Genomic DNA, 21,714 nt, shown 5'->3' with positions numbered 1-21,714 from the left:
ACTTCCTTAATGTAAAACCATTTTCTCTTACTTAACATTTTACATGCTTCACGAGAAAATATAAAATGTTGATTTAACAAAAAAAGATGCTTATTTATAAGCACCTTTTCACTCTATCTCCATCAGTCGTTTCGCCTCAAAGTACAACACTTGAATAAATTTTTTCGTATTAATTCGTATATGTCCAGAAGTCGCTACCCCATCCTTTGTCATTTCTGTCATCCGTTTTCTAACTACAGTGAAATCAAAAAACTTCGGAGCATAACTTTCAAATTTCGGATTTGAAAAGTCTGTTAATCCAAGGGAAGCTAAATGATTCAATGATTGATAAATCGCTCTTCTTACACGTTGTTCAGATGCTTTTTTCTCCTTCTCTATATCTGCATCTGAAGCTATTTCCCCTAATTTTTTCAGTGTAATTTGGTGGAAAATATCTTTTAACGCAGGAAATCCAAATTCAAATGTTTGCGCCTTTTCTTGTCCATATAAATATTCCAGCATACTAAGTAAATCTTTACTTCCGTTCTCTCCCGCAATACCGAGTTCTGCTAGTAAGAAGCGTCCTGAATCTGATATCTTTTTCTCTTCTTGCACTGTTTCACTACGCATTTGCGGCTTTTCCCACTGAAATACATTATTTAATGATTTTTGAATGTCATATATAGAGCGCTCCAAACGAATACGCTCTATCACTTTTCGTACAACAGATACTACTTCTATTTTGTTTAGTGGTTTTGTAATATAATATTCTACACCAAGTGTATATGCCTCACCAATGAGCTGTTTCGATTCAACTTGAGAAATCATAATAATTTTCCCAGTAAATGAAGACGCTATATGACGAACTGTTTCAATACCGTCTCTCATCGGCATGAGTAAATCAATAAATAAAATATCCACTTTTTTATAATTTAGCTGTTCTGCCTCAACAAAAGCTCCATCTTCCGATTCTCCAATTACTTCCCCAAGATCGCCATCCTCAATAATTTGCGAAAGCATCGAACGGAAAACTTCATCATCATCTACAATATAATAAAACAAACCTATTCCCCTTCCCGCTTTAAACTGCACTCCGGTAAACAAACGATAAACTTACACCCGTTCCCATTTTCATTGTCTTCTAACCTTACTTCTCCGCCGAGCTCTGTTACCATTTCATATATGTAAGAAAGTCCAATACCTGTGGACGGTGTTCCTGTTTGATCATACTTTGAAGTAAACCCGGGCTTAAATACTAATTTCTTATACTTTTGCGCAATACCAGGGCCATCGTCAATTACTTCAAAGATTACATGTTGCTCTCGTTTATATAACTTAATACGAATGAGGCCTCTATCATCAATTGCTTCAACTGCATTCGCAACTAAGTTATTAAAAATTGATAGCACTGTATACACGTGATATGCAGCATGCTCGCCTTCTATATGTTTAGAGAAACGTATATCTTTCCCTAGCATTTCAGCATACTTTTCATTTATTCTTACAATCATTTCTGTAAGCTCATGACCTTCTACGTACTCAGCCACATTTTTATCTAATAACAGTTTAGATAATCCTGCAAAAATCCTTTGATTATCTTTTTTTATTTCATGCACTTCTCCTGCTATTTTCAATGCTGTTTTACCATTCGAATGATCGCTTACTTGTAAATTCCGATATAATTGATACGCTTCTTGTGTAATTAATTCTGCATTTTGTAACGTTTTTTTCAAATGAACAGATTCTACATATAAATTGGATAAGTGCATTAACATTTTTTCATTTTCTTTTCGCACTTGTGATTCTTTTAATTTCGTTTCATATAAATTCATCATATTTAAAAAGCCAAGTGCAAAAAAGCTACGAAAAATAGCAATAATGATGAGTTTATTTACTTCAGAAATTGTTATTGTTGTACCTAGTACTAACATGTGATAAAACGCAAGTTCCGACATACTTGCAACAATTTCAATTGAAATTCCAAGACATCCAATAATAATTGGTCTCTGATGAAACTTATTCACCCTACAGAGTGAAAAAAGACTTCCATAAATAAAATAATAAAAAAACACAGGATAGCGCAAATAAAATGATTCTGTCATATGAAATGAACCTTGCATGACCCAGTCAAGACATACGCGGAATAAGACTACACATATACCAACAACAATACCTGCAACTCCTGCTGGTATTCTTCTTAAAAATAGTAATAAAAAGAAGAATAACGGCGTACCAAAGCTAACGCGAAACGTATCATTAAAAGGATGAAAATTAAGCTCTCCAGCAATCGGAACAACAACAATTAATATAATTAAAAGGGATATGTCTTTCTTCCATAATTGATTCCAATTCAAAGGTGCCACTTCCTATATTCTTTTTTCAATAATAAAAGTGAAAGCCCGCTTATATTTATAAACGGGCTTTATTTCTATATTCTAACCTTTTCTACCGCTTTTATTTGGCGATACTCAGGCTCCCAGATTGCTTCTTTCACTGCAATCTTGATATCGTTATCACTTAAGTTCTCTCTAGCAACACCTTCTGCAACAGCAACTTTCGCTACTTCAATTGCTACCATTTCCGAGATATTACGTAACTCTTCAACTTCTGGTAAAATAGGTGCTCCTGGCTGACTTGTATCTACCATGCTCGCAACTGCTTCAGCTGCTGCTGCGAACATGCCATCCGTCATGACGCTTGCACGTACGACAATTGTTCCAAGACCAAGTCCTGGGAAAATAAGTGCATTATTTGATTGTCCAATCACATACGTTACACCGTTGTATGTAACTGGTTCAAATGGACTTCCTGTTGCAACTAATGCTCTTCCTTCTGTCCACTTGATTAAATCTGCTGGTTTTGCTTCAGCAAGTGGCGTCGGATTCGACATTGGTAAAATGATTGGTCTTTCTATGTGAGAAGCCATTTCTTTAACAATCTCTTCTTTAAATGCGCCTGCAACAGTTGATGTACCGATTAAAATTGTCGGTTTTACATGTTTCACAACTTCAGCAAGTCCGATTACACCATTTTGCTTCCACTCACTTACTTCCGCTTCTTTTCTTGCATACGGCATTTGGAAATCAAGAAGATCTTTCATATTATCTGTAACTAATCCGTTACGATCAATACACCAGAAACGCTTATACGATTCTTCTTCTGATACACCTACGCGGACCATTGCATCTCTAACTTGATCTGCGATACCGATTCCAGCCGTACCAGCACCAAATACAACAACGCGGTGTTCACTTAGTGGTACACCCGAAGCTTTCACTGCCGATAATACAGCAGCAAGTGAAACTGCACCTGTACCTTGAATATCATCATTAAACGTACAAATATCATGACGATATTTATCTAAAATTTTTCGTGCATTTCGAGAGCTAAAGTCTTCCCAATGTAAAAGTGCTTTCGGGAATTGTTTATTTACCGCTTGTACAAATGTATCAATAAACTCATCGTAAGCTTCACCTGTTATACGAGGGTGACGATTTCCAATATAAAATGGATTGTTTAATAGTTCCTCACGATTTGTACCTACATCTAAAATTACAGGTAATACACGACTAGGATCGATTCCAACCGCGGCCGTATAAACAGCTAATTTTCCGATGGCGATGTTAATACCACCAACGCCCCAGTCACCAATTCCAAGTATACCTTCCCCATCAGTTACAACGACTAAATCAATATTTTCTGCTGTTGCACCAATATTGGCGAACGCTTCTTCAATACCTGACGGATCGTTAATTGATAAATACACACCACGTGGTTTACGATATTCATGACTATATCTTTGAATCGCTACACCAACAGTTGGTGTATATACGATTGGTAACATTTCGCGTAAATGATCTGTTAAAATACGATAAAATAATACTTCATTTCGATCATGTAACGCTGTTAAGTATACATTCTTTAATAAATCATCCGGCTGAGAACAAAATTGTTCGTATGCTCGGCGTGCTTGTTCTTCCAATGTTAAAACTGCTGGCGGTAATAACCCTTTTAAACCTAATTCTTCTCTTTCTTCTTGCGTGAAAGCGACCCCTTTATTTAAAAGTGGTGTTGATAATACTTCTACTCCTCTTAATGTCGTTTCTAATGAACCATTAGAAGCTACTGTAAACTTACTCATAACATCCCTACCTCTATTCATATATAGCATTTCTATATTGTAAACAAAAAAGAGGGGCTTGTCCCCCCTCTTCTGTTAATTTTTCTTTAAAAGAGTTGCTCCTGCAATCCCTGGGTGCGTCATTTCGAATGGATCTAGAATTAATTCTAAGTCTTCTTGTGACAGTACACCATTTTTCACACAAAGTTCTCGAACGGATTGCCCTGTCGCGATTGCTTCTTTCGCAACGCGAGCTGCTGCTTCATAACCGATATGAGGGTTCACGGCTGTAATAATTCCTACACTCTTCTCAACATACTCTTTTAAGCGATCTTCATTCGCTTCAATTCCTTTTAAGCAATTATCTGTAAAGGCACGGAAACCGTTATTCATAATGCTAATTGATTGAAGTAAGTTGAAAACTAGTACTGGTTCCATAACGTTCAATTCTAATTGACCTGCTTCTGAAGCAAGACAAATTGTATGGTCATTACCAATTACTTGGAACGCAATTTGATTAATTACCTCTGGCATAACAGGGTTTACTTTCCCTGGCATAATAGATGAACCTGGTTGACGAGCCGGTAACATAATTTCTGCTAAACCAACACGTGGACCTGATGCCATTAAGCGAAGGTCATTCGCAATTTTAGACATATTCATCATACATACTTTCAGTGCTGCTGATACTTCTGTATATGCATCCGTATTTTGCGTTGCATCTACTAAGTCTTCCGCACCAACAAGTGGTAGTTCACTAATTGCAGCTAAATGTTTTACAACAGCTTGAATATATTCTGGATCTGCATTTAAGCCTGTACCAACTGCAGTTGCTCCCATGTTCACTTCATATAGGTGTTGACGTGATTGCTGAATTCGTTTCATATCACGTTCAAGCACACGAGAGTACGCTTTAAATTCTTGCCCAAGACGAATTGGCACAGCGTCTTGTAAATGTGTACGACCCATTTTAATCACATGATCGAACTGTTCTGCTTTTAATTCAAATACATCGTGCATATAGCCCATCGTTTGTAATAAACCTTCTAATGCGTTTAATGTAGCGATATGAATCGCCGTTGGGAATGCATCGTTTGTGGATTGCGCCATGTTTACATGACTATTTGGACTAATATAATGATAGTCTCCCTTTTCCATTCCTAATAATTCAAGAGCACGATTGGCAATGACTTCATTTGCATTCATGTTCATTGAAGTACCTGCTCCGCCTTGGATTGGGTCTACGATGAAATGATCATGCCATTTCCCGTCAAGAATTTCTTGAGCAGCTTCTGCGATTGCGCCGCCCTTGTTCAATTCCAATCTTCCTACATCTGTATTCGCAAGCGCTGCAGCTTTTTTTACAACTGCGAACGCTCTAATTAAACCTTCATGAATTTTGTATCCTGTAATTGGGAAGTTTTCAACTGCACGCATTGTTTGTACACCGTAGTATGCATAGTTTGGTACTTCTTTTTCACCTAAAAAATCTTTTTCAATTCGAACACCATTTTTAACTTCAGTTAATGTTGCCATACTTATTCACTCCTTAACGATTTCTTATGCTGCTTTTGTTTCTTTGACTGTTTCTACATATTGTTTTGCTTTCTCATTATCGAATTCGCCTTCCCACTTCGACATAACAATGGCCGCTAATGCATTCCCTAATACATTGACAGATGAGCGAATCATATCTAAAATGCGGTCAATCCCCGCAATTAACGCGATACCTTCTAGTGGTAACCCCATTGAACCTAACGTTGCTAATACAACAACGAACGATGCACCTGGAACTCCCGCCATACCTTTGGATGTTAACATGAGAACGAATAATAACGTTATTTGCTCTGTCAGTGACATGTGCACACCGTACATTTGTGCAACAAATAATGCCGCTAACGCTTGATAAATAGCCGATCCAGTCAAGTTAAATGTATAACCTGTCGGAATTACGAAAGAGGCAACTGCCTTTGGACAACCGAACTCTTCCATTTTTCTCATTATATTAGGTAAAACAGCTTCTGAACTTGCTGTCGTAAATGAAAGAATAAGTTCTTCTTTTAAAATTTTCATTAACGTAAAAATGTTTACGCCAACCATTCTTGCATTTATACCTAATACAATCACAACGAATAGTATAACAGTTACGTATACAGCTAGCACTAGTTTTCCTAAAGGAAGTAGTGTTGCTACACCAAATTTTGCAACCGTAACAGCAATTAATGCGAATACACCAAATGGTGCAAATTTCATAACTTGATTTGTAACCCAAAACATCGCTTCGAGTACACCTTCAAAGAAGTTAAAAACAGGCTTTCCTTTTTCCCCAATTGCTGCGACTCCTAAACCAAATAATACTGAGAAGAAAATAATCGGTAATAAGTCACCTTGTGCAATCGATTCAAATACGTTTTTCGGTACGATATGAACAATCGTCTCAGCGAATCCTTGCTTCTCTGTAGCATCTGCTGTTTGTTTATAAGAAGAAATATCACTTTGCTGTAAGTTATTCATATCAACGCCAGTACCCGGCTGGAATATATTCGCCGCAAGTAACCCCATTAAAATAGCGATTGTCGTAATGATTTCGAAATAAAGAATTGTCTTCCCGCCTAGTTTCCCAAGCTTCTTCATATCGCCTACACCAGCTACTGCAACAATTAATGCTGAAATAACAATTGGTACTACAATCATCTTAATTAAGTGAATAAATATATCCCCAATTGGTGTAATATAAGAAATCGCCGTTTTATTGCCATAAAAGACTGCCCCTACTACAATCCCTAAAACAAGCGCGACAAAAATTTGTGTTGCCAATCCGAATTTTTTCATTTATGTTCATCCCCTTCATGCGAACGCTTTCAATTTGAATTTATAAACGCTACTCACACATCTTATAAGCGAACCTACAAAATCATACAAAAACCTACAAGTTCGTCACAAAAAATTCAAATATTTTTCTTCTTTTTTTCATTGACACCATTTTGTTAAAAAACTATAAAATATACTTGATAAGTAATCAGATTGTTTCGTATAATCAAAAAGATATATACTTACAACAAATCAAAATGAAAAGGAGTGGATGATATGAAAAATTATGTGCAAAAATTCGTTCTATCTTCTTCTTTTCTTTTTCATTTTCTTAAAAAGGAACAAAGGCATTCGCCTTTGTTCCTTTTTTATTGCGATCTATATAGGGGGAATTGTTATGAGGCTTTATAAACGTGTCTTAATTAAATTAAGCGGCGGTGCACTTGCCGATCAAACCGGAAATAGCTTTAACTCCAAACGATTAGAACATATCGCAAACGAAATTTTATCCATCGTTGATTTAGGTATTGAGGTATCTATCGTCATTGGAGGCGGGAACATTTTTAGAGGTCATCTAGCGGAAGAATGGGGAATCGATCGTGTAGAAGCTGACAATATCGGTACGTTAGGTACAATCATTAACAGCTTAATGCTACGCGGTGTTTTAACAAGTAAAACAAATACAGAAGTGCGCGTTATGACTTCCATCCCGTTTAATGCTGTAGCTGAACCATACATTCGCCTACGTGCAATCCACCATTTAGATAACGGGTATATCGTTATTTTTGGAGGTGGTAACGGGCAACCGTTCGTTACGACAGATTACCCAAGTGTTCAAAGGGCTATTGAAATGAATAGTGATGCTATATTAGTCGCAAAACAAGGAGTAGATGGCGTCTTTACTAGTGATCCAAAACATAATAAAGCAGCAAAAATGTACAAAAAACTAAACTATAACGATATTGTTAGGCAAAACATACAAGTAATGGATCAAGCCGCTTTATTGCTTGCCCGTGATTATAATTTACCAGCACACGTCTTTAACTTTGATGAGCCTGGAGTAATGAAAAGAATTTGCTTAGGTGAACATGTGGGGACGTTGATTAATGATGATGCCTCATTGCTCGTGCATGAAAAATAATTATTAATCATAAAAAAGGGGTGTCTATAAAAGACTCCCTTTCTTTAAACTTTAGAAATAAAAATCAGCCAATCCCCCCAACTTTTCCTTACAACGCTCCCAAAACGATAACTTCTCAAAAAATTCTTTCGTCATTTCTTTTGAATTATGAAAATCCTCCGTTAACGCCTCATTAACTTGTCCTACAATTGAACCACCATGAATATACAAATTCATTTCATCATTTATATTGAAACTTCGCGAAGTAAAATTTGTCGTACCAATAACAGTTAGTTCATTATCAATAAGCATTAATTTGCCATGAAACATCCCTTTTTTATAACCATATACTTTAATTCCATTATTAACAGCTTGGCGAATATACGGATACGCCGCCTCTTTAATAAGAGGAATATCTGGTTTATATGACCAAAGTATTTTTACAGTAACTCCACGTTTTTGTGCTTCCATTAAAGCATTCATTACTTCTTTATTTTTGGCTATAAAGTAAGGTGTTGTAATGACAATTGAATGCTTTGCTTCTTTTATTAATTCTATATATTTTTCAGCGACGTGATGTCCATTGTAACTAGCCATCGTATGTAATGTATTCCCTTTACTCGCTTTATTCGTACTTCTTTTTATCTTTTCTTTCGTATCTCGTTTCCAATCTAAAGCGAATTGTTCTTCTAAATCTTTTGCGCCCTCTCCTTTAAGTCGCACATGATAGTCACGCCAATATCCAAATCGCTTATCTTTTCCTAAGTACTCATCCCCTATATTAAAACCACCCGTATAACCAATCACTCCATCAATCGTCGTAATACGGCGATGATTACGATGGTGAAGTGAATAAAACCCGAATGGTAATTCAGGTTTTCTACTATATGTAAAATGTACACCACTTTCCCGCAATTCATTTATCTTCTTTCTTTCAAATGATAAATCATTAATGCGATCAACCGATAAATAGACATTTACTCCTTCTTTTGCCCTTTCTTTTAATAAGTTTAAAAAAGTATGGCTACTTTTATCATCTGACAAAATAAAAAAGTACGTATAAATAGATCTCTTCGCCTCTCTTATATCAGTAAATAACTGTTTATAAAATGACTTCCCTTCTACATATAATTGAAAGTCACTATAATGAGGTGCATACTCTGTCGGCATGTTTTTCCCGGCTTCCATTTTTCTACCTAAGGTAACATCGATATGCATGCAAATTAAAATAAAAACAACAATAGCAACAATAATAGAAGTAACTCGCAATATTTTTTTAATCATTTTAATTTCCTTCCGCTCAAATTACATTCTACTCTGTAGTGTTTCATTTAAATATATTTTCATACGGAATGTATTTCTTCATTTTCATCGATGTTAAACAGGTAAAGGAGCGAAGAATATGAGAAAAGGAAAAACACCTATTGTTTTTGTCCCTGGACTTTTCGGTTCAATGAATAATATTATTATTCCGGGTACTGGTGATTGGAGCTTCGGACTATCTGCATTTGTTTATGAGCCATTTATTTTGATGTTAGAAAGTATGGGCTATGAACGAAATAAAAACCTATTTATTTGTTTTTATGACTGGCGTCAGCGGATTATTTTTTCTACACAAAAATATTTATTACAAACGATTGCTTATGCTAAAAAAATTACAGGGCGCGATAAACTAAATCTAATCTGTCATAGTATGGGAGGACTTCTTGGACGTTCTTACGTTCAAAGTGAAGAATATAAAAATGATGTAAATCAACTTATCATACTCTGTACACCAAGCGCTGGATCTCCGGCAAATTATAGTTATTGGACTGGAGGTAGTCTCCCTGTCCATGCCTCTTCTAAAATAAATATCGTTCATTTTTATATGGAACAATACATTCACTACTTAAGCACCTTATATAAAATGAATACAGTTGAGGCGATACATCTTTACTTTCCAGGATTACAAGATGTTATTCCGTGTAAAGATTACGGGAATTATTTATTTATAAAATCTGGATCTTCAATTACATTTATTCCTTATAGTAAAATGAAAACGAAAAACCCTTTCCTCGATAATTTAAATAAAAATAGATTTATGATACAAAAAAGAAATATTGAAACTACACTCATTGCTGGAGATGGAGAGGAAACCATTCAATATTTACAAGTCGTTCCTTCATATTCTAGTCTGAAATGGACAGACGGCAAAGTCGTCGGTGATATGCTTACAAAACATGGTGACGGGAACGCTATTTTACATAGCGTTTTTCTCCTAGAGGGAAATAAATGTGTTGTGCATGCTTCACATAACGAAGTGCTCTACAAAAGCATTCCTATATTACAAAAGATACTCTAAATTACAAAACAAAAAAGGTGTAGCACTACGCCACACCTTTTTTTGTTAAACAAAGTTCCTCGCATCATTATTTCTTCCAAATTTATAAATCGCAATTAAGAAGAATGCAATTGCAAAAGCGAATAAAATGAAAATATTTAAATACAACTCAGCGAATGGAATTCCTTGCTGTAGTTTTGCTATCGTGTCTAATAACCAGCGCTGCGGAAGGAAATTAGCTACTTTTTGTACCGCTTTTGGCATAATGTCATACGGGAAATAACATCCAGCCAGTAAACATGTCGGTACAATAATCATATTTTGCATTGCATTTGCTGACGCTGAGTTTTTCGAAAAAGCGACAAGGACTAATGATATTCCAATTGCTATTAAAGCAAATAACATGAGCACGCCCAACATCACTATGAAAGGCATATTGATATTCGTATGAAAAACATTCGTTAGGAATAAAGTTGTAATTAGAATTTGTACTGTTAGTATCATCATATTTACCCCAACATTAGATAATATGAACTTCTTTCCGTCTATCGGTGTTGATAAGAGTCTAAAATATGTTCTATTCTCTTTTTCTTTTAAAATATGACCCGATAAATTCGCTGCTGAAAACAACATAAACATAATAAGGTAACCTATCGTTTGGGTTGTCATATCTTTATTTTTCGAAGTATCTTCTAATGTTTCAGTTTTCATTTTAAATGCACTTTTTTGATACCCTGCGTACATAGTATCAAATGCACTTTGATCTGTTCCTGCAACTTTACTAATCGCTGCTATATTATCAATATAATTATATAAATAGGACCTTATAAATCCTGTTACTTGATCACCTTTAATCGATGAGATTTCAATATGATCAGGTTTCCCTTCTCGAACACTTTCGGAAAAACCAGAATCTAATGTAATAACACCATCAAGTTTTTTTGAAGTGAGTTTATCTTCTACTTCAGAACCTTTAATCTTACTTACATTTACATGCTTTAATCCTTCTAAAAATTTCACTGTATCATTTACTATAGGTTGATTTTCTTTATTTATAACCCCGATATTTAACGTTCCTTGCCCTACATTTCCGTATTCCGAAAAGGCGATGAGCGTTCCTATTATTGGCAAGCTAATAATAATAAATAAACTTTTTTTATTTTTCAAAAGTACAGATAACGTTTTTTGTATGAGCCATAAAATATCTTTCATACTATAGCCCCTCCCGTCTACGTAATGCAATAATTGCAATTAATAAAAAGAGTGCCGAAATTCCAAGGTTTAAACCTATTACCGGCAGTGCTGCCCCAACATCATTCGCGTAGATAATTTTCATAACAGCTGTATTTGCCCACGTTAATGGTGATAAATTCGTAACGAAATTTTCTTCTACTACGAAATATGCACCACCAAAAATAGAAGCTAATTGCACGACTACCATAATAATTGCTCTCGATGCTTCAGCTGTTTTCGTAATATATCCGATCCCTAAACCGAAGCTAATTGCTAGAAAAACCTGTGTTAATAAAATAATAAATATAATTCCAAGATGGTCGCCCCAATTCGCTTGAAAAACAAATTTACTAAATAACATGACAAGCAATATGCACAGAGCATTTGCTACTAGGCTCCCAAGTACTTTTCCAATGAATATTTCAGCCTTACTTATAGGCGCAGCAATGAGACGATCTCCTGTTTTACGTATTCGTTCTCCTCGAATTAAAGAACTGGCTCCCATCGCTGCATATAGTGCAATCATCGTCGTCATTACAACTGCATAGTAATCCATAGAACCTGGCTTTTTCGCTGCTTGTAAAGATGTTTCTTTTATATAATCATTATGATTTCCGTTTGAAATAACTGCGCTCACCTTACTAGGATCTACTTTTGCAACTTCGGCTGCTACATTGTACTTATCAACAAATGTTGTTAGCATGCCTTCCACAATACTTCCCTCAATACTACTTTTGTCACTTCCGTACAATTTTGCGCCATCTTTATTTAATTCTACATAAGCAGCATATTTATTTTGCTTCACTGCTTCCTTCCCATCTATACCTTCAGAAGCTTTTTTAAAATGAATACCCGATTTATCAGCTTCTTTCGCAAATGCTTCAAATGCTTGAGAAAACGTGCTACTCGCTTCATCTTTATATAGCACCTGTATATCTTTAATTGAATGACTATCACTATTAAATGCGTTTGTTAATGCTGTACCTAATACAAGCATAAGCACAATCGGAAAAGCTAACATAAAAACTAAAGTTCTTACGTCTCTGAAATCTCTTTTCATATGCATAATTGCAATATTGAAGATGTTCAATGGATGAACCTCCCTTTACCTTTTCTTCATTTACCTTTTATTTATCTCGTAAGTTTCTTCCAGTCAACGTAAGGAATACTGTTTCTAAGTTTGGAGCCTGCTCCTCTAACGAACGAATTTCAATGTCATGATTAATGAAGTTCTGAATAATTTTATTTAAATTGTTTAACCCTGCATCCGAGTTTACTTTAATTACATTCTCATCAATTTGAACAGCTTTCACTCCATTTATTTCTTTTAACTGTTCTACATCTAAATTTTCTACTGACTTCACTTCAATCCAAATGTCTTTCGTATCCGTAATAATCGCTTTTAACTGTTCTTTCGTGCCCTCTGCAATTACTTTACCGTGATCAACAATTGCGATTTTCGTACAAATCTCTTCTACCTCTTCCATGTAGTGACTCGTATAAATAATCGTACTTCCCATTTCGTTTAATTTTCGAACAGACTGCAGGATATAATTTCTTGACTGTGGATCAATTCCAACTGTCGGCTCATCCATAATAATTAACTTCGGTCTATGAGCAATCGCACAAGCAATATTCAGCCTTCGTTTCATCCCGCCTGAAAAGTTTTTTGGATAACTTTTATATTTATCGCTAAGCCCTACAAATTGAAGTGCTTCCTCCACTCTCGCTTTTAACTCAGCACCCCTTAACCCATACAATCCAGCAAAGAATTTCACATTTTCATAGGCAGTTAGCTCTTCATAAATCGCAATATCTTGCGGAACGATACCGATATTCATCTTCGCAAATCGATTATGTTTCTTTATATTTTTTCCTAGTATGCTAATTTCACCTTCATTACTTCTTAGCAAGCCAGCAACCATATTTATCGTTGTACTTTTACCAGCACCATTCGATCCTAAAAAGCCAAATATTTCTCCTTCTTTAATAGATAAAGACATATTATCAACTGCGATGAAATCACCAAATTTTTTCGTTAAATTTTTAATTTCTAAAGTATTCATCGTTTCACCCCTATTTCGGTTTCTCTGCTTTTAGTATAAACAAAAAGAATGAACCTGCTCAGTGCAGAAGTTCATTCTTTTCACATGAGATTATTCACTTTTTTCATATGAGATGATTCATTCTCATATCGGCAGCAACATTGTTACTGAAAAACCACTTGTTCCATCTACAATAATTTTACCATTTACAGATGCCGTTCGTTCCTCCATCCCCATAATACCGAGACCTTTTTTAACAAACATTGCACCTTTTCCATTATCCTTCACTTGTATCTTTACCATCTTGTTAAGTACATGAATATCGATTGAAATGACTGTCGCATCAGCATATTTCATCGCATTTGTTAATGCTTCCGTGACATTTTCACCGATAATCTTCCACTGTATAGGAGAAATCATATCTAAGTTCCCTTTATAAACGAAAGGAATATTCACATCATGCTTACCGGCAAATTCCTCTATGAATAATTTCATACGATGAATACCAATTTGCTCAGTTGGTGGCTTCATATTTTTTAATGTAATCCGAATGCTTTCAATTCCATCTTTCGAAATATGAATTGCATTTTGTAATAACTCAGCAGATTTTTCTTTATCTATCGCCATTAATCTCTTTGCTGCTTCCATTTGAATAAGTGCACCTGTCATCGAATGGCCAATTTTATCATGAATTTCTTGAGAAAGTCGATTTCTCTCTTCTAACTTAAATGTGTACTCTGATTGCCTTATATACTCTTTATTTTCATTTAAGCTTTTCGTCAGCCGTTGCATATTTTTTCGCATCTGATCATTTTGTGATTCAAGCTTTAATACGCGTGATATATACCGTTCTGCCATCGTTAATACGAGAAAGGAAAATGCAACAATTAATCCATATGTCATTCTAATACTTTCATTTGTAAAGATAATAGGAATCATCATAATGAGAAAGAGTTGCCATTTCTTCTCTATATAACGGAATATAATTTCATATAAGTTCAATGGTAAAAACAAAATAAAGAACGGATGAATCTTCCATGTAAATAACATAACTAAGCCAATCGATACAGAAGTTAATATGTTTTTGTTCGTATTTTTTTTACATATAGAAATTAGCACGTTTACAGAAAGATATAAAAGCAAAGTCAGTATAATCCATGGTAAGTTTGCAACATTTAAATAAATGTAACTAAACACAATATATATAAATACAATTAATTTACTTACAATTAACCAAAATTCCATATCTTTAATCTACTTTCCCTGTTAAATAATAAATCGCAATTTGTGTACGATGTTCCAGTCCAGTTTTCCCTAAAACTGACGTAATATAATTTGCAATTGTTCCTTCTGATATGAAAAGTTGCTTCGAGATTTCTTTATTCGAAAAGCCTTTTGCAATTAATGCGATAATACTCAGCTCTCTTTCAGTAAAAAGACTTTTATCTATTTTACATTCTTCCTCTTTACTTTCCATTAAATTAGACTTAATTTTATCGAGAACTACATCTTGCATAACTGTTTGACCGTTATATACTCCTTTTATCGCATCACGAATACGCTCTGGATCATTATTTTTTAATAAATAACCTTTTGCCCCGTTCTTCACTGCGTCCAAAATATATTCATCATCATCGAACGTCGTTAAAATTAGCGGTTTCGTTTTCGTCTCTTCGCAAATGAATTTCGTCGCCTCTACCCCGTTCATATTTGGCATGCGAACATCTAAAAGGGCGATATCAACGTCGTTCTTTTTGCAATATTCCACTGCTTCTTTCCCATCATTTACTGTATCTACTACTTCGAACTCTTCATATGTATTTAAAATAATTTTCATGCCTTCTCTAATAAAAGAATTATCATCTGCTATTAATATTTTAATTTTCATGTTTGTTAGTATGGACCTTTCCCTACTAACACTCACATCCTTTCTCCCTGTAACATTTCCTACTTGCTCATTATATACTTCTCTTTACCATTTTTTCACACCTTTTTTCATCTAGCTCATCTGCAAAAAATATATTATTCTTTTTTTACAAAATGTGTAGGGTGACTTATCATTCTTTACGTCTATATAATAGAATGCGTCAAAAAGGAGGGAGAGACCCATTGAGGAAAAACAATTAATTGAAAAAGCACAGCAAGGAAGCGAACATGCTTTTCGTATCCTTGTGCAAACATATCGTCACTATATTTTCCAAGTTATCTTTTCTATTTTAAGACATGAAGAAGATACGAAAGATGTTACACAAGAAGTATTCGTAAAAATTCACGCCTCTCTCCCAAATTATCAATTTCGCGGATTAAAAACGTGGATGGCGCGTATTGCTACCAATCACGCTATTGATTATAAGAGAAAAAAAGCTAGAGAAAACGAAGAACTCTCCTTATGTAAAGAAACTGAGGAAAATATAAAATCCTCTCAAAATATTGAGGATTTATTATTGACGAAAGAACAAAAATTACTAATTGCTCAAAAACTGAGAGAACTTCCCCATAATTACCGTGATGTCGTTCTCGCACATTACTTAGAAGAAAAAAGTTATTACGAAATTGCTTTGCAGGAAAATATCGAAGTGAAAACAGTCGAAATGAAACTGTATCGGGCAAGAAAATGGATTAAAAAACATTGGAAGGAGGAAGAGTTTCTATGATGCATTATTCAAAAGAAGATTGGCGCAATTATACATTAAATGTTATAGAAAGCAATGAACGTGAATCTATGGAAGAACATCTTTATGAATGTGATCATTGTTTAGCGATTTATATGGAAAGTATTGATGAACAACAGGAAAACCTTCCAATGATAAATGATGATTCATTTACGAACGAAGTTATGACGCAAATTAATTTTAAAACGCTACAACCTAATGAAAATATAAAAACAAACTCATTAAAGCGAACGATTATTCACTACATAATTGCAACCGCAGCTACAATTATTTTTATGGTAAGTGGTTTATTCCAATATATTTTCACAGCGACATCAAATTTCGAGAAATCTTCAAAACATAACGAGTCTTCTATCTCACAACAAATTGTAAACAAATCGGTAGACACATCAAAAAAGGACGGAGGTTCAAAGCATGAATAAAAACCCCTTTTTAGCACTTGTATTAGGGCTAATTCCTGGGCTTGGACATTTATATTTAAAGAAATTTGGACGGTTTATTTTATATAGCGGAGGGGCTGTATTTCTATTTATCTTTGCAGCATTTTGTACAATAGCATTGGGAGCGCGTGATATTGCTTTTCTTTCTCTATTTTTACTAGCCGTGTTATGGGTGGTCAACTTACTAGATTTAGTTATCACGATTATTAACCAATCGAAAAAACAAGCAACCGGAGAATTAACAGAGTCCTCTAAAGAGAGCGAACGATTTTATATCATTCTTCTTTCCATCATCCCTGGACTTGGTCATTTTCAATTAGGGCTTATGCAACGTGGACTTACATTTTTAGTAGCTTGTACAGGAATCGGAAGTATGATCATTTTCGTTGCCCTTTTAACATCTCAAGAAAGTTTCCTTATCTTTCTCGTGACGTTACCTGTTTTATGGATTTATAATTTCTTCGATGTTGTTCAGCAACTCCAGAAAAAAGAACGTGGTGAGCAATTAGTTGACCGCACTATTTTTGAAGATTTTGAAGAGCACCGTGAACAAGGAAAGAAAAGTAAAACATTCGCTTCTATTTTAGCGATGTTTCCTGGAGCAGGACATATGTATTTAGGCTTACAGCGACGAGGCCTCCAGCTTATGGCAGCCTTTTTACTTTCCATCTATTTACTTGACTTATTAAGACTTTCAGCGTTTTTATTTTTAGTACCCATCATTTGGTTCTATAGCTTCTTTGACGCTTTACAGCAAACTGCAAAGTATGGAAAAGAACGTGTACATGACGAACCTATCATTGATTATTTTATCAATCATCAAAGATGGATCGGTATCGGGTTAATTACACTCGGAGGGTATTATTTATTAGATCAAACAGTCCTTCCTATTTTGAATGATTACTTCGCAACTATATTTAACATTCATCTTAGCGAGCTGTATTATCGCTATTTCCAAACATCTATCGTTGCACTCCTCTTAATTGGTGGCGGCTTTAAATTGTTACTTGGAAATAAAGAAAATAAAGGTGGTACGAAAGAATGAGAACATGGCGCGTTGGAACATTTTCAATGGGGCTTTCTATTATTGCATTAGGTTGCTTCTTACTATTTTCAGTTATAAAAGGTACTGAGGTATTAGATTCCTTAACAGCATGGTGGCCTGTTTTACTTATTATACTTGGCGTGGAAATTTTACTTTACCTTCTATTTTCTAAGAAGGAACAATCATTTATTAAATATGATATTTTTAGTATTTTCTTTATCGGTGTTTTAGGAAGTGTTGGCATTGCTTTTTACTGTTTATTATCAACTGGATTGCTAGATGAAGTTCGTCATTCTATTCATACCACTCGCCAAACGAGTAATATTCCAAGTGGACAACTTAATATACCTGAATCTATCAAAAAAATTGTAGTGGATGCAGGACAGCACCCTCTAACAATAGAGGGAAATGATACAAATCAAATTCATCTTCTTGGAACATATGAAATGACGACGAAAGCTAATGAAAAACTTAATTTAAAACAAGAAGATTTTCTTTCCGTTCAAACAGCCGGGGAAACGATGTATATCACTTTAAAATCATTACCAGTTCAACATACGTTATGGAATTCCGCACCACAGGTCAAACCGACACTCGTTCTTCCACAAAATAAAAATGTAGAAGTTCGTGCTTCAAATAACGAACTATCCCTTTATCCAGGTCAATTACAAAATAATTGGTTTGTACAGGAAAGTTCAAATGTATCTGTTCATTTAACGAAAGAAAGCGATGTATCTTTAATCGCCATAACAAACAAAAAAGAATCCCACGGAAACACACCTTGGGAACAAGTTGAAGATTTAACGAAAAAAGAAGAGAATACTTCAGAAGAAAATCCAGAATTAAACGAACAAGAACATTGGTATAAAAATTCGATTAAAACTGGAAATGGAACGTACAAATTAAGCATTGAGAAAGCTTACAATTTAAATATGAGTGTTATTGAAAAATAAGAAACCTTCCACAATTGTGGAAGGTTTTTCTCATATAATCGCTTTAATTCCCTCTAACACTAAGCCAATCATAAATCCGCAAACAGCTCCGTTTACTCGGATCCATTGTAAATCTTTACCGACGTTATTTTCAATCATTTCAATTAACGTTTTATCATCTAACTTATCAAGATTTTCTTGCACAAGCTTTCCGATTTTCGAATGGTTATTCTCAACAAGCTTCACAACTTGTTTTTGTAACCAATCTTCTATTTTTTGAACAGTCACTTCATCATCTTTTATTTTATTCATTTGTTTTTGCAAAAATGGAATAACATACTTATCCGCAAATTCTTCATTGTTTACAAAGGCAACTGCTTTTTGCTGCGCTTGTTCCAACATCTCTTTAATTTTGTCAGTAGCATTCCAATTTGAAATCCATTTTTCTTTCCAATTTTCTAATTCTTGTAGTAACGCTTCATTTTCTTTTACATTTATAATTTCTTGACGAATTTTTGCTAATATAAGCTGTCTCGTGCTATTATCCGCATCTTGTAAGCTGTTAATATTGCTAATAATGAATTTCTGCAAAATGCCGCCAATTTTATCTTCATCTACAATATTCATAAACGACTTCAATGTAAACTGTAAAAATCCATCTACTTTTATATTTTCCATCGCCTTCATCCCTAAACTTCCGAGCTGGTAGCGTGCTTCATCTTGCGCTGTCCAATCTTTTACTTTTACTAAAATATAATCCAGTGTCTTCTCATCATATTCTTGCACAACTAATTGATCAACAAGCACTTGTAAGATGTTACTTGTATTCATTGTATGCAAATACGTTTTTAATTCTTTTTCAATAATAACCGCTAATTTTTCCGTATCTATTGAAACAATCGCCTTCTCAGCAATCGTTACAATCCCTTTTTTCACAGCATTAGACTGCATTTCTCTCTCTGCAATTTGCAGCACCATTTGTGCTAGTTGCATTTCTTTTACTTTATTCGTAATACTTTCTTTCGTTAGCCACTCATTTTCTAACGTATTGATGAGCCCTTTCGTTACTCGTTTACGGTTTTTAGGTAACAAAGCTGTATGCGGAATTGGAATTCCCATCGGATGACGGAATAAAGCTGTAACTGCGAACCAATCCGCAAGTCCACCAACTAACCCAGCTTCAAATCCACCTTGAATAATCTCACCAGCTACCGTCCCTTGAAAAGGAATAGAAGCCGCAAAACCTACCCCCATAACCCCAAGCGAAATACCCGCTATATATTTAGTCTGTAATGACATCGTATACACATCCTCTTATTATGTAAAATAAAGCTTTTTTGTTATATTTATTCGATCTTAGTAATCCTTTATATCTATACTATAAAGAACATATGTGAAAATAACAAAGATTTTTATGTACATGAAAAAATGAGACTATAACTAGCCTCATTTTCCTTACAGTATTAATTCTAAACCTTTCTTATAATACCCATTCATCACATCTTCTGGAACCATACTACCGCCAGTTCCCCACACAATATGAGTACCTTTCTTCATCTTCTCTGTTAACTGTTGTTTTTGTAAATACTCATCTTCTGCACATACTTTCACTGGTCCTATCATACCGGCTAATGCAGAAGGCTCTAAATAAATCTTTTCCGTATCAGCTAGTTCTTTTAATAATCTATATAACTCTTCATCACTTACTGTGTAATTTCCACTCAAAAATGGTTCTATCGTTTTACCGACAAATCCAGACGGTCTTCCTACCGCTAGTCCGTCCGCGTCTGTTACATTATCAATCCCGATATCTTGAACGGCAATTTTATCATGAAGTCCTGTCATTAAACCGAGTAACATGCATGGAGAATGCGTAGGCTCGGCAAAGAAACAGTGTACGTTGTCTTTATACAATAACTTTAAACCAAATGCGACTCCGCCAGGTCCGCCCCCTACTCCGCATGGTAGATAAACGAATAAAGGATGTTCTTCATCCACTACAATCTCTAACTCTTCTAATTGTTTTTGTAAACGCGAGGCTGCTACTGCGTATCCTAAAAATAAATCATGTGAGTTTTCATCATCTACAAAATAACAGCTAGGATCTGCATCTGCTTGCCTTCTTCCTTCTTCTACAGCTTTACTGTAATCAGCTTCATATTCAATAACATTTACACCTTTGCTTCTTAATAAATCTTTTTTCCATTGTTTCGCATCTGCTGACATATGAACCGTTACGTTAAAACCTAGTTTCGCACTCATAATCCCAATGCTTAGCCCTAAATTTCCTGTTGAACCGACTGCGATAGAATACGTGGCAAAAAACTCTCTACATGTATCACTATCTAAAATGGAATAATCATCTTCTTCTGTTAACATACCATACTGCAACGCTAATTGTTCAGCATGCTTCAACACTTCATAAATGCCGCCCCTAGCTTTAATTGACCCTGATATCGGAAGATGACTATCACATTTTAATAATAATTCTCCTAAAATAGGTTGCTCATAATTTTTCTCTAAAGCTTGTTTCATTGAAGGGATTTTCACTAAAGGTGATTCAATTATGCCATTAGTCTCTTTCGTTTCAGGAAAAACTTTCGCAATATATGGTGCAAAACGCTTTAACCTCTCTTCCGCATCTTTTACATTCTCTTCATTCAGTGGCGAATCTTTTATTGCCGTTTCATACTTTTCCATGTTCGGATTCACCCAAAACACTCCTTCTGTTGCGATTAATTTATTTAAAAGTGGATATTCCTCTTTTAATTTCTCTATTTCCTTCATTCCTCTTCCTCCTTATCACCTTGTAGCTTACAATTTAATAAATTATAATTAAATTAATTTTAATATAGTTTAACATAAATTATCCACTTAAGTTAATTTTAATTTAATTTATTTAAATATAATTTAATAATAATTAAGGAGATTTTCATTATGGAAAATATAGATATTGGTAAAAAAATTGAAAAACAAAGAAAGGAAAAAGGTTTAACG

General features: G+C 34.7%; 19 protein-coding genes. 6 read left to right on the top strand and 13 right to left on the bottom strand.

What is annotated here, in order from left to right; all coding sequences use genetic code 11:
* Positions 1–108 precede the first annotated feature (108 nt).
* The 5 genes from MR083_RS12040 to MR083_RS12020 all read right to left on the bottom strand — a co-directional run bounded on the left by MR083_RS12040 (position 109) and on the right by MR083_RS12020 (position 6,931).
* Positions 109–1,041: a response regulator gene (locus MR083_RS12040; RefSeq protein WP_000500326.1), complete on the bottom strand. Its 933-nt coding sequence runs from the start codon at positions 1,039–1,041 to the stop codon at positions 109–111.
* A 2-nt stretch (positions 1,042–1,043) separates the two neighbouring features.
* On the bottom strand, positions 1,044–2,342 hold the full coding sequence (locus MR083_RS12035; RefSeq protein ID WP_242269367.1) for a sensor histidine kinase: 1,299 nt from the start codon (positions 2,340–2,342) through the stop codon (positions 1,044–1,046).
* Positions 2,343–2,407: 65 nt separating this feature from the next.
* On the bottom strand, positions 2,408–4,120 hold the full coding sequence (gene malS / locus MR083_RS12030) for an oxaloacetate-decarboxylating malate dehydrogenase (RefSeq protein ID WP_242269365.1): 1,713 nt from the start codon (positions 4,118–4,120) through the stop codon (positions 2,408–2,410).
* Between the two features lie 75 nt (positions 4,121–4,195).
* Entirely contained in the window at positions 4,196–5,635 is a 1,440-nt protein-coding gene (aspA, locus tag MR083_RS12025; protein WP_000224208.1) for an aspartate ammonia-lyase, read from the bottom strand.
* Between the two features lie 24 nt (positions 5,636–5,659).
* Positions 5,660–6,931 carry a cation:dicarboxylate symporter family transporter gene (locus tag MR083_RS12020; RefSeq protein ID WP_000713289.1) on the bottom strand — a complete coding sequence of 424 codons (1,272 nt, stop codon included), beginning with the start codon at positions 6,929–6,931 and terminating at the stop codon, positions 5,660–5,662.
* Between the two features lie 376 nt (positions 6,932–7,307).
* Here MR083_RS12020 and pyrH point away from each other — a divergent pair, with 376 nt between their 5' ends.
* Complete coding sequence (gene pyrH, locus MR083_RS12015) at positions 7,308–8,051, top strand: UMP kinase (RefSeq protein WP_242269362.1); 744 nt, start codon at positions 7,308–7,310, stop codon at positions 8,049–8,051.
* A gap of 51 nt (positions 8,052–8,102) precedes the next feature.
* Here the strand turns inward: pyrH and cls are convergent, their stop codons facing one another.
* Positions 8,103–9,314: a cardiolipin synthase gene (gene cls / locus MR083_RS12010; protein WP_000591936.1), complete on the bottom strand. Its 1,212-nt coding sequence runs from the start codon at positions 9,312–9,314 to the stop codon at positions 8,103–8,105.
* A 118-nt stretch (positions 9,315–9,432) separates the two neighbouring features.
* On the opposite strand from cls, the gene MR083_RS12005 reads away from it, so the two are divergent.
* On the top strand, positions 9,433–10,371 hold the full coding sequence (locus tag MR083_RS12005; RefSeq protein ID WP_001225403.1) for an esterase/lipase family protein: 939 nt from the start codon (positions 9,433–9,435) through the stop codon (positions 10,369–10,371).
* Between the two features lie 45 nt (positions 10,372–10,416).
* Here MR083_RS12005 and MR083_RS12000 read toward each other — a convergent pair whose 3' ends face one another.
* The 5 genes from MR083_RS12000 to MR083_RS11980 all read right to left on the bottom strand — a co-directional run bounded on the left by MR083_RS12000 (position 10,417) and on the right by MR083_RS11980 (position 15,516).
* Positions 10,417–11,562: an ABC transporter permease gene (locus tag MR083_RS12000; RefSeq protein WP_242269359.1), complete on the bottom strand. Its 1,146-nt coding sequence runs from the start codon at positions 11,560–11,562 to the stop codon at positions 10,417–10,419.
* A gap of 1 nt (position 11,563) precedes the next feature.
* Positions 11,564–12,673, bottom strand: coding sequence for an ABC transporter permease (locus MR083_RS11995; RefSeq protein ID WP_001020172.1), 1,110 nt, complete (start codon positions 12,671–12,673; stop codon positions 11,564–11,566).
* Positions 12,674–12,710: 37 nt separating this feature from the next.
* Positions 12,711–13,649 carry an ABC transporter ATP-binding protein gene (locus MR083_RS11990; RefSeq protein ID WP_088106597.1) on the bottom strand — a complete coding sequence of 313 codons (939 nt, stop codon included), beginning with the start codon at positions 13,647–13,649 and terminating at the stop codon, positions 12,711–12,713.
* Between the two features lie 123 nt (positions 13,650–13,772).
* The gene (locus MR083_RS11985; RefSeq protein WP_242269357.1) at positions 13,773–14,873 is read right to left on the bottom strand and encodes a sensor histidine kinase; all 1,101 of its coding nucleotides are present in this window, start codon (positions 14,871–14,873) and stop codon (positions 13,773–13,775) included.
* A 4-nt stretch (positions 14,874–14,877) separates the two neighbouring features.
* Positions 14,878–15,516: a response regulator transcription factor gene (locus MR083_RS11980; protein ID WP_000694106.1), complete on the bottom strand. Its 639-nt coding sequence runs from the start codon at positions 15,514–15,516 to the stop codon at positions 14,878–14,880.
* Positions 15,517–15,799: 283 nt separating this feature from the next.
* Here MR083_RS11980 and MR083_RS11975 point away from each other — a divergent pair, with 283 nt between their 5' ends.
* The 4 genes from MR083_RS11975 to exsE are packed head-to-tail and all read left to right on the top strand — an operon-like array spanning position 15,800 to position 18,738.
* Positions 15,800–16,282 carry an RNA polymerase sigma factor gene (locus MR083_RS11975; RefSeq protein ID WP_001195481.1) on the top strand — a complete coding sequence of 161 codons (483 nt, stop codon included), beginning with the start codon at positions 15,800–15,802 and terminating at the stop codon, positions 16,280–16,282.
* Positions 16,279–16,722 carry a hypothetical protein gene (locus MR083_RS11970; protein WP_242269356.1) on the top strand — a complete coding sequence of 148 codons (444 nt, stop codon included), beginning with the start codon at positions 16,279–16,281 and terminating at the stop codon, positions 16,720–16,722. The genes MR083_RS11975 and MR083_RS11970 overlap by 4 nt, the downstream gene beginning before the upstream one ends.
* Positions 16,715–17,785, top strand: a complete 1,071-nt coding sequence (locus MR083_RS11965) for a hypothetical protein (protein WP_001039094.1) — start codon at positions 16,715–16,717, stop codon at positions 17,783–17,785. The genes MR083_RS11970 and MR083_RS11965 overlap by 8 nt, the downstream gene beginning before the upstream one ends.
* Positions 17,782–18,738, top strand: coding sequence for an exosporium protein ExsE (gene exsE / locus MR083_RS11960; protein WP_242269355.1), 957 nt, complete (start codon positions 17,782–17,784; stop codon positions 18,736–18,738). Before MR083_RS11965 ends, exsE begins: the two co-directional genes overlap by 4 nt.
* A 30-nt stretch (positions 18,739–18,768) precedes the next feature.
* On the opposite strand, the gene MR083_RS11955 is transcribed toward exsE, so the two are convergent.
* Both MR083_RS11955 and dsdA read right to left on the bottom strand, forming a co-directional pair.
* On the bottom strand, positions 18,769–20,016 hold the full coding sequence (locus MR083_RS11955; protein WP_000058334.1) for a DUF445 domain-containing protein: 1,248 nt from the start codon (positions 20,014–20,016) through the stop codon (positions 18,769–18,771).
* Positions 20,017–20,172: 156 nt separating this feature from the next.
* Positions 20,173–21,504, bottom strand: coding sequence for a D-serine ammonia-lyase (gene dsdA, locus MR083_RS11950; RefSeq protein ID WP_242269353.1), 1,332 nt, complete (start codon positions 21,502–21,504; stop codon positions 20,173–20,175).
* Positions 21,505–21,714: the final 210 nt, after the last annotated feature.

It is taken from the genome of Bacillus cereus group sp. BfR-BA-01408 (genome assembly GCF_022663305.1).
In the GTDB taxonomy this organism is placed as follows: Bacteria; Bacillota; Bacilli; order Bacillales; family Bacillaceae_G; genus Bacillus_A; species Bacillus_A pacificus.
Note: the sequence above shows the minus strand (reverse complement) of the source record. Positions and strands in the feature narration are given on the sequence as shown.

Excerpts from the sequence above, each read along its gene's own strand:
- malS (WP_242269365.1), bottom strand. The coding sequence starts at position 4,120 with ATGAGTAAGTTTACAGTAGCTTCTAATGGTTCATTAGAAACGACATTA.
- aspA (WP_000224208.1), bottom strand. The coding sequence starts at position 5,635 with ATGGCAACATTAACTGAAGTTAAAAATGGTGTTCGAATTGAAAAAGAT.
- MR083_RS12020 (WP_000713289.1), bottom strand. The coding sequence starts at position 6,931 with ATGAAAAAATTCGGATTGGCAACACAAATTTTTGTCGCGCTTGTTTTA.
- pyrH (WP_242269362.1), top strand. The coding sequence starts at position 7,308 with ATGAGGCTTTATAAACGTGTCTTAATTAAATTAAGCGGCGGTGCACTT.
- cls (WP_000591936.1), bottom strand. The coding sequence starts at position 9,314 with ATGATTAAAAAAATATTGCGAGTTACTTCTATTATTGTTGCTATTGTT.
- MR083_RS12005 (WP_001225403.1), top strand. The coding sequence starts at position 9,433 with ATGAGAAAAGGAAAAACACCTATTGTTTTTGTCCCTGGACTTTTCGGT.
- MR083_RS12000 (WP_242269359.1), bottom strand. The coding sequence starts at position 11,562 with ATGAAAGATATTTTATGGCTCATACAAAAAACGTTATCTGTACTTTTG.
- MR083_RS11990 (WP_088106597.1), bottom strand. The coding sequence starts at position 13,649 with ATGAATACTTTAGAAATTAAAAATTTAACGAAAAAATTTGGTGATTTC.
- MR083_RS11985 (WP_242269357.1), bottom strand. The coding sequence starts at position 14,873 with ATGGAATTTTGGTTAATTGTAAGTAAATTAATTGTATTTATATATATT.
- MR083_RS11980 (WP_000694106.1), bottom strand. The coding sequence starts at position 15,516 with ATGAAAATTAAAATATTAATAGCAGATGATAATTCTTTTATTAGAGAA.
- MR083_RS11970 (WP_242269356.1), top strand. The coding sequence starts at position 16,279 with ATGATGCATTATTCAAAAGAAGATTGGCGCAATTATACATTAAATGTT.
- MR083_RS11965 (WP_001039094.1), top strand. The coding sequence starts at position 16,715 with ATGAATAAAAACCCCTTTTTAGCACTTGTATTAGGGCTAATTCCTGGG.
- exsE (WP_242269355.1), top strand. The coding sequence starts at position 17,782 with ATGAGAACATGGCGCGTTGGAACATTTTCAATGGGGCTTTCTATTATT.
- MR083_RS11955 (WP_000058334.1), bottom strand. The coding sequence starts at position 20,016 with ATGTCATTACAGACTAAATATATAGCGGGTATTTCGCTTGGGGTTATG.
- dsdA (WP_242269353.1), bottom strand. The coding sequence starts at position 21,504 with ATGAAGGAAATAGAGAAATTAAAAGAGGAATATCCACTTTTAAATAAA.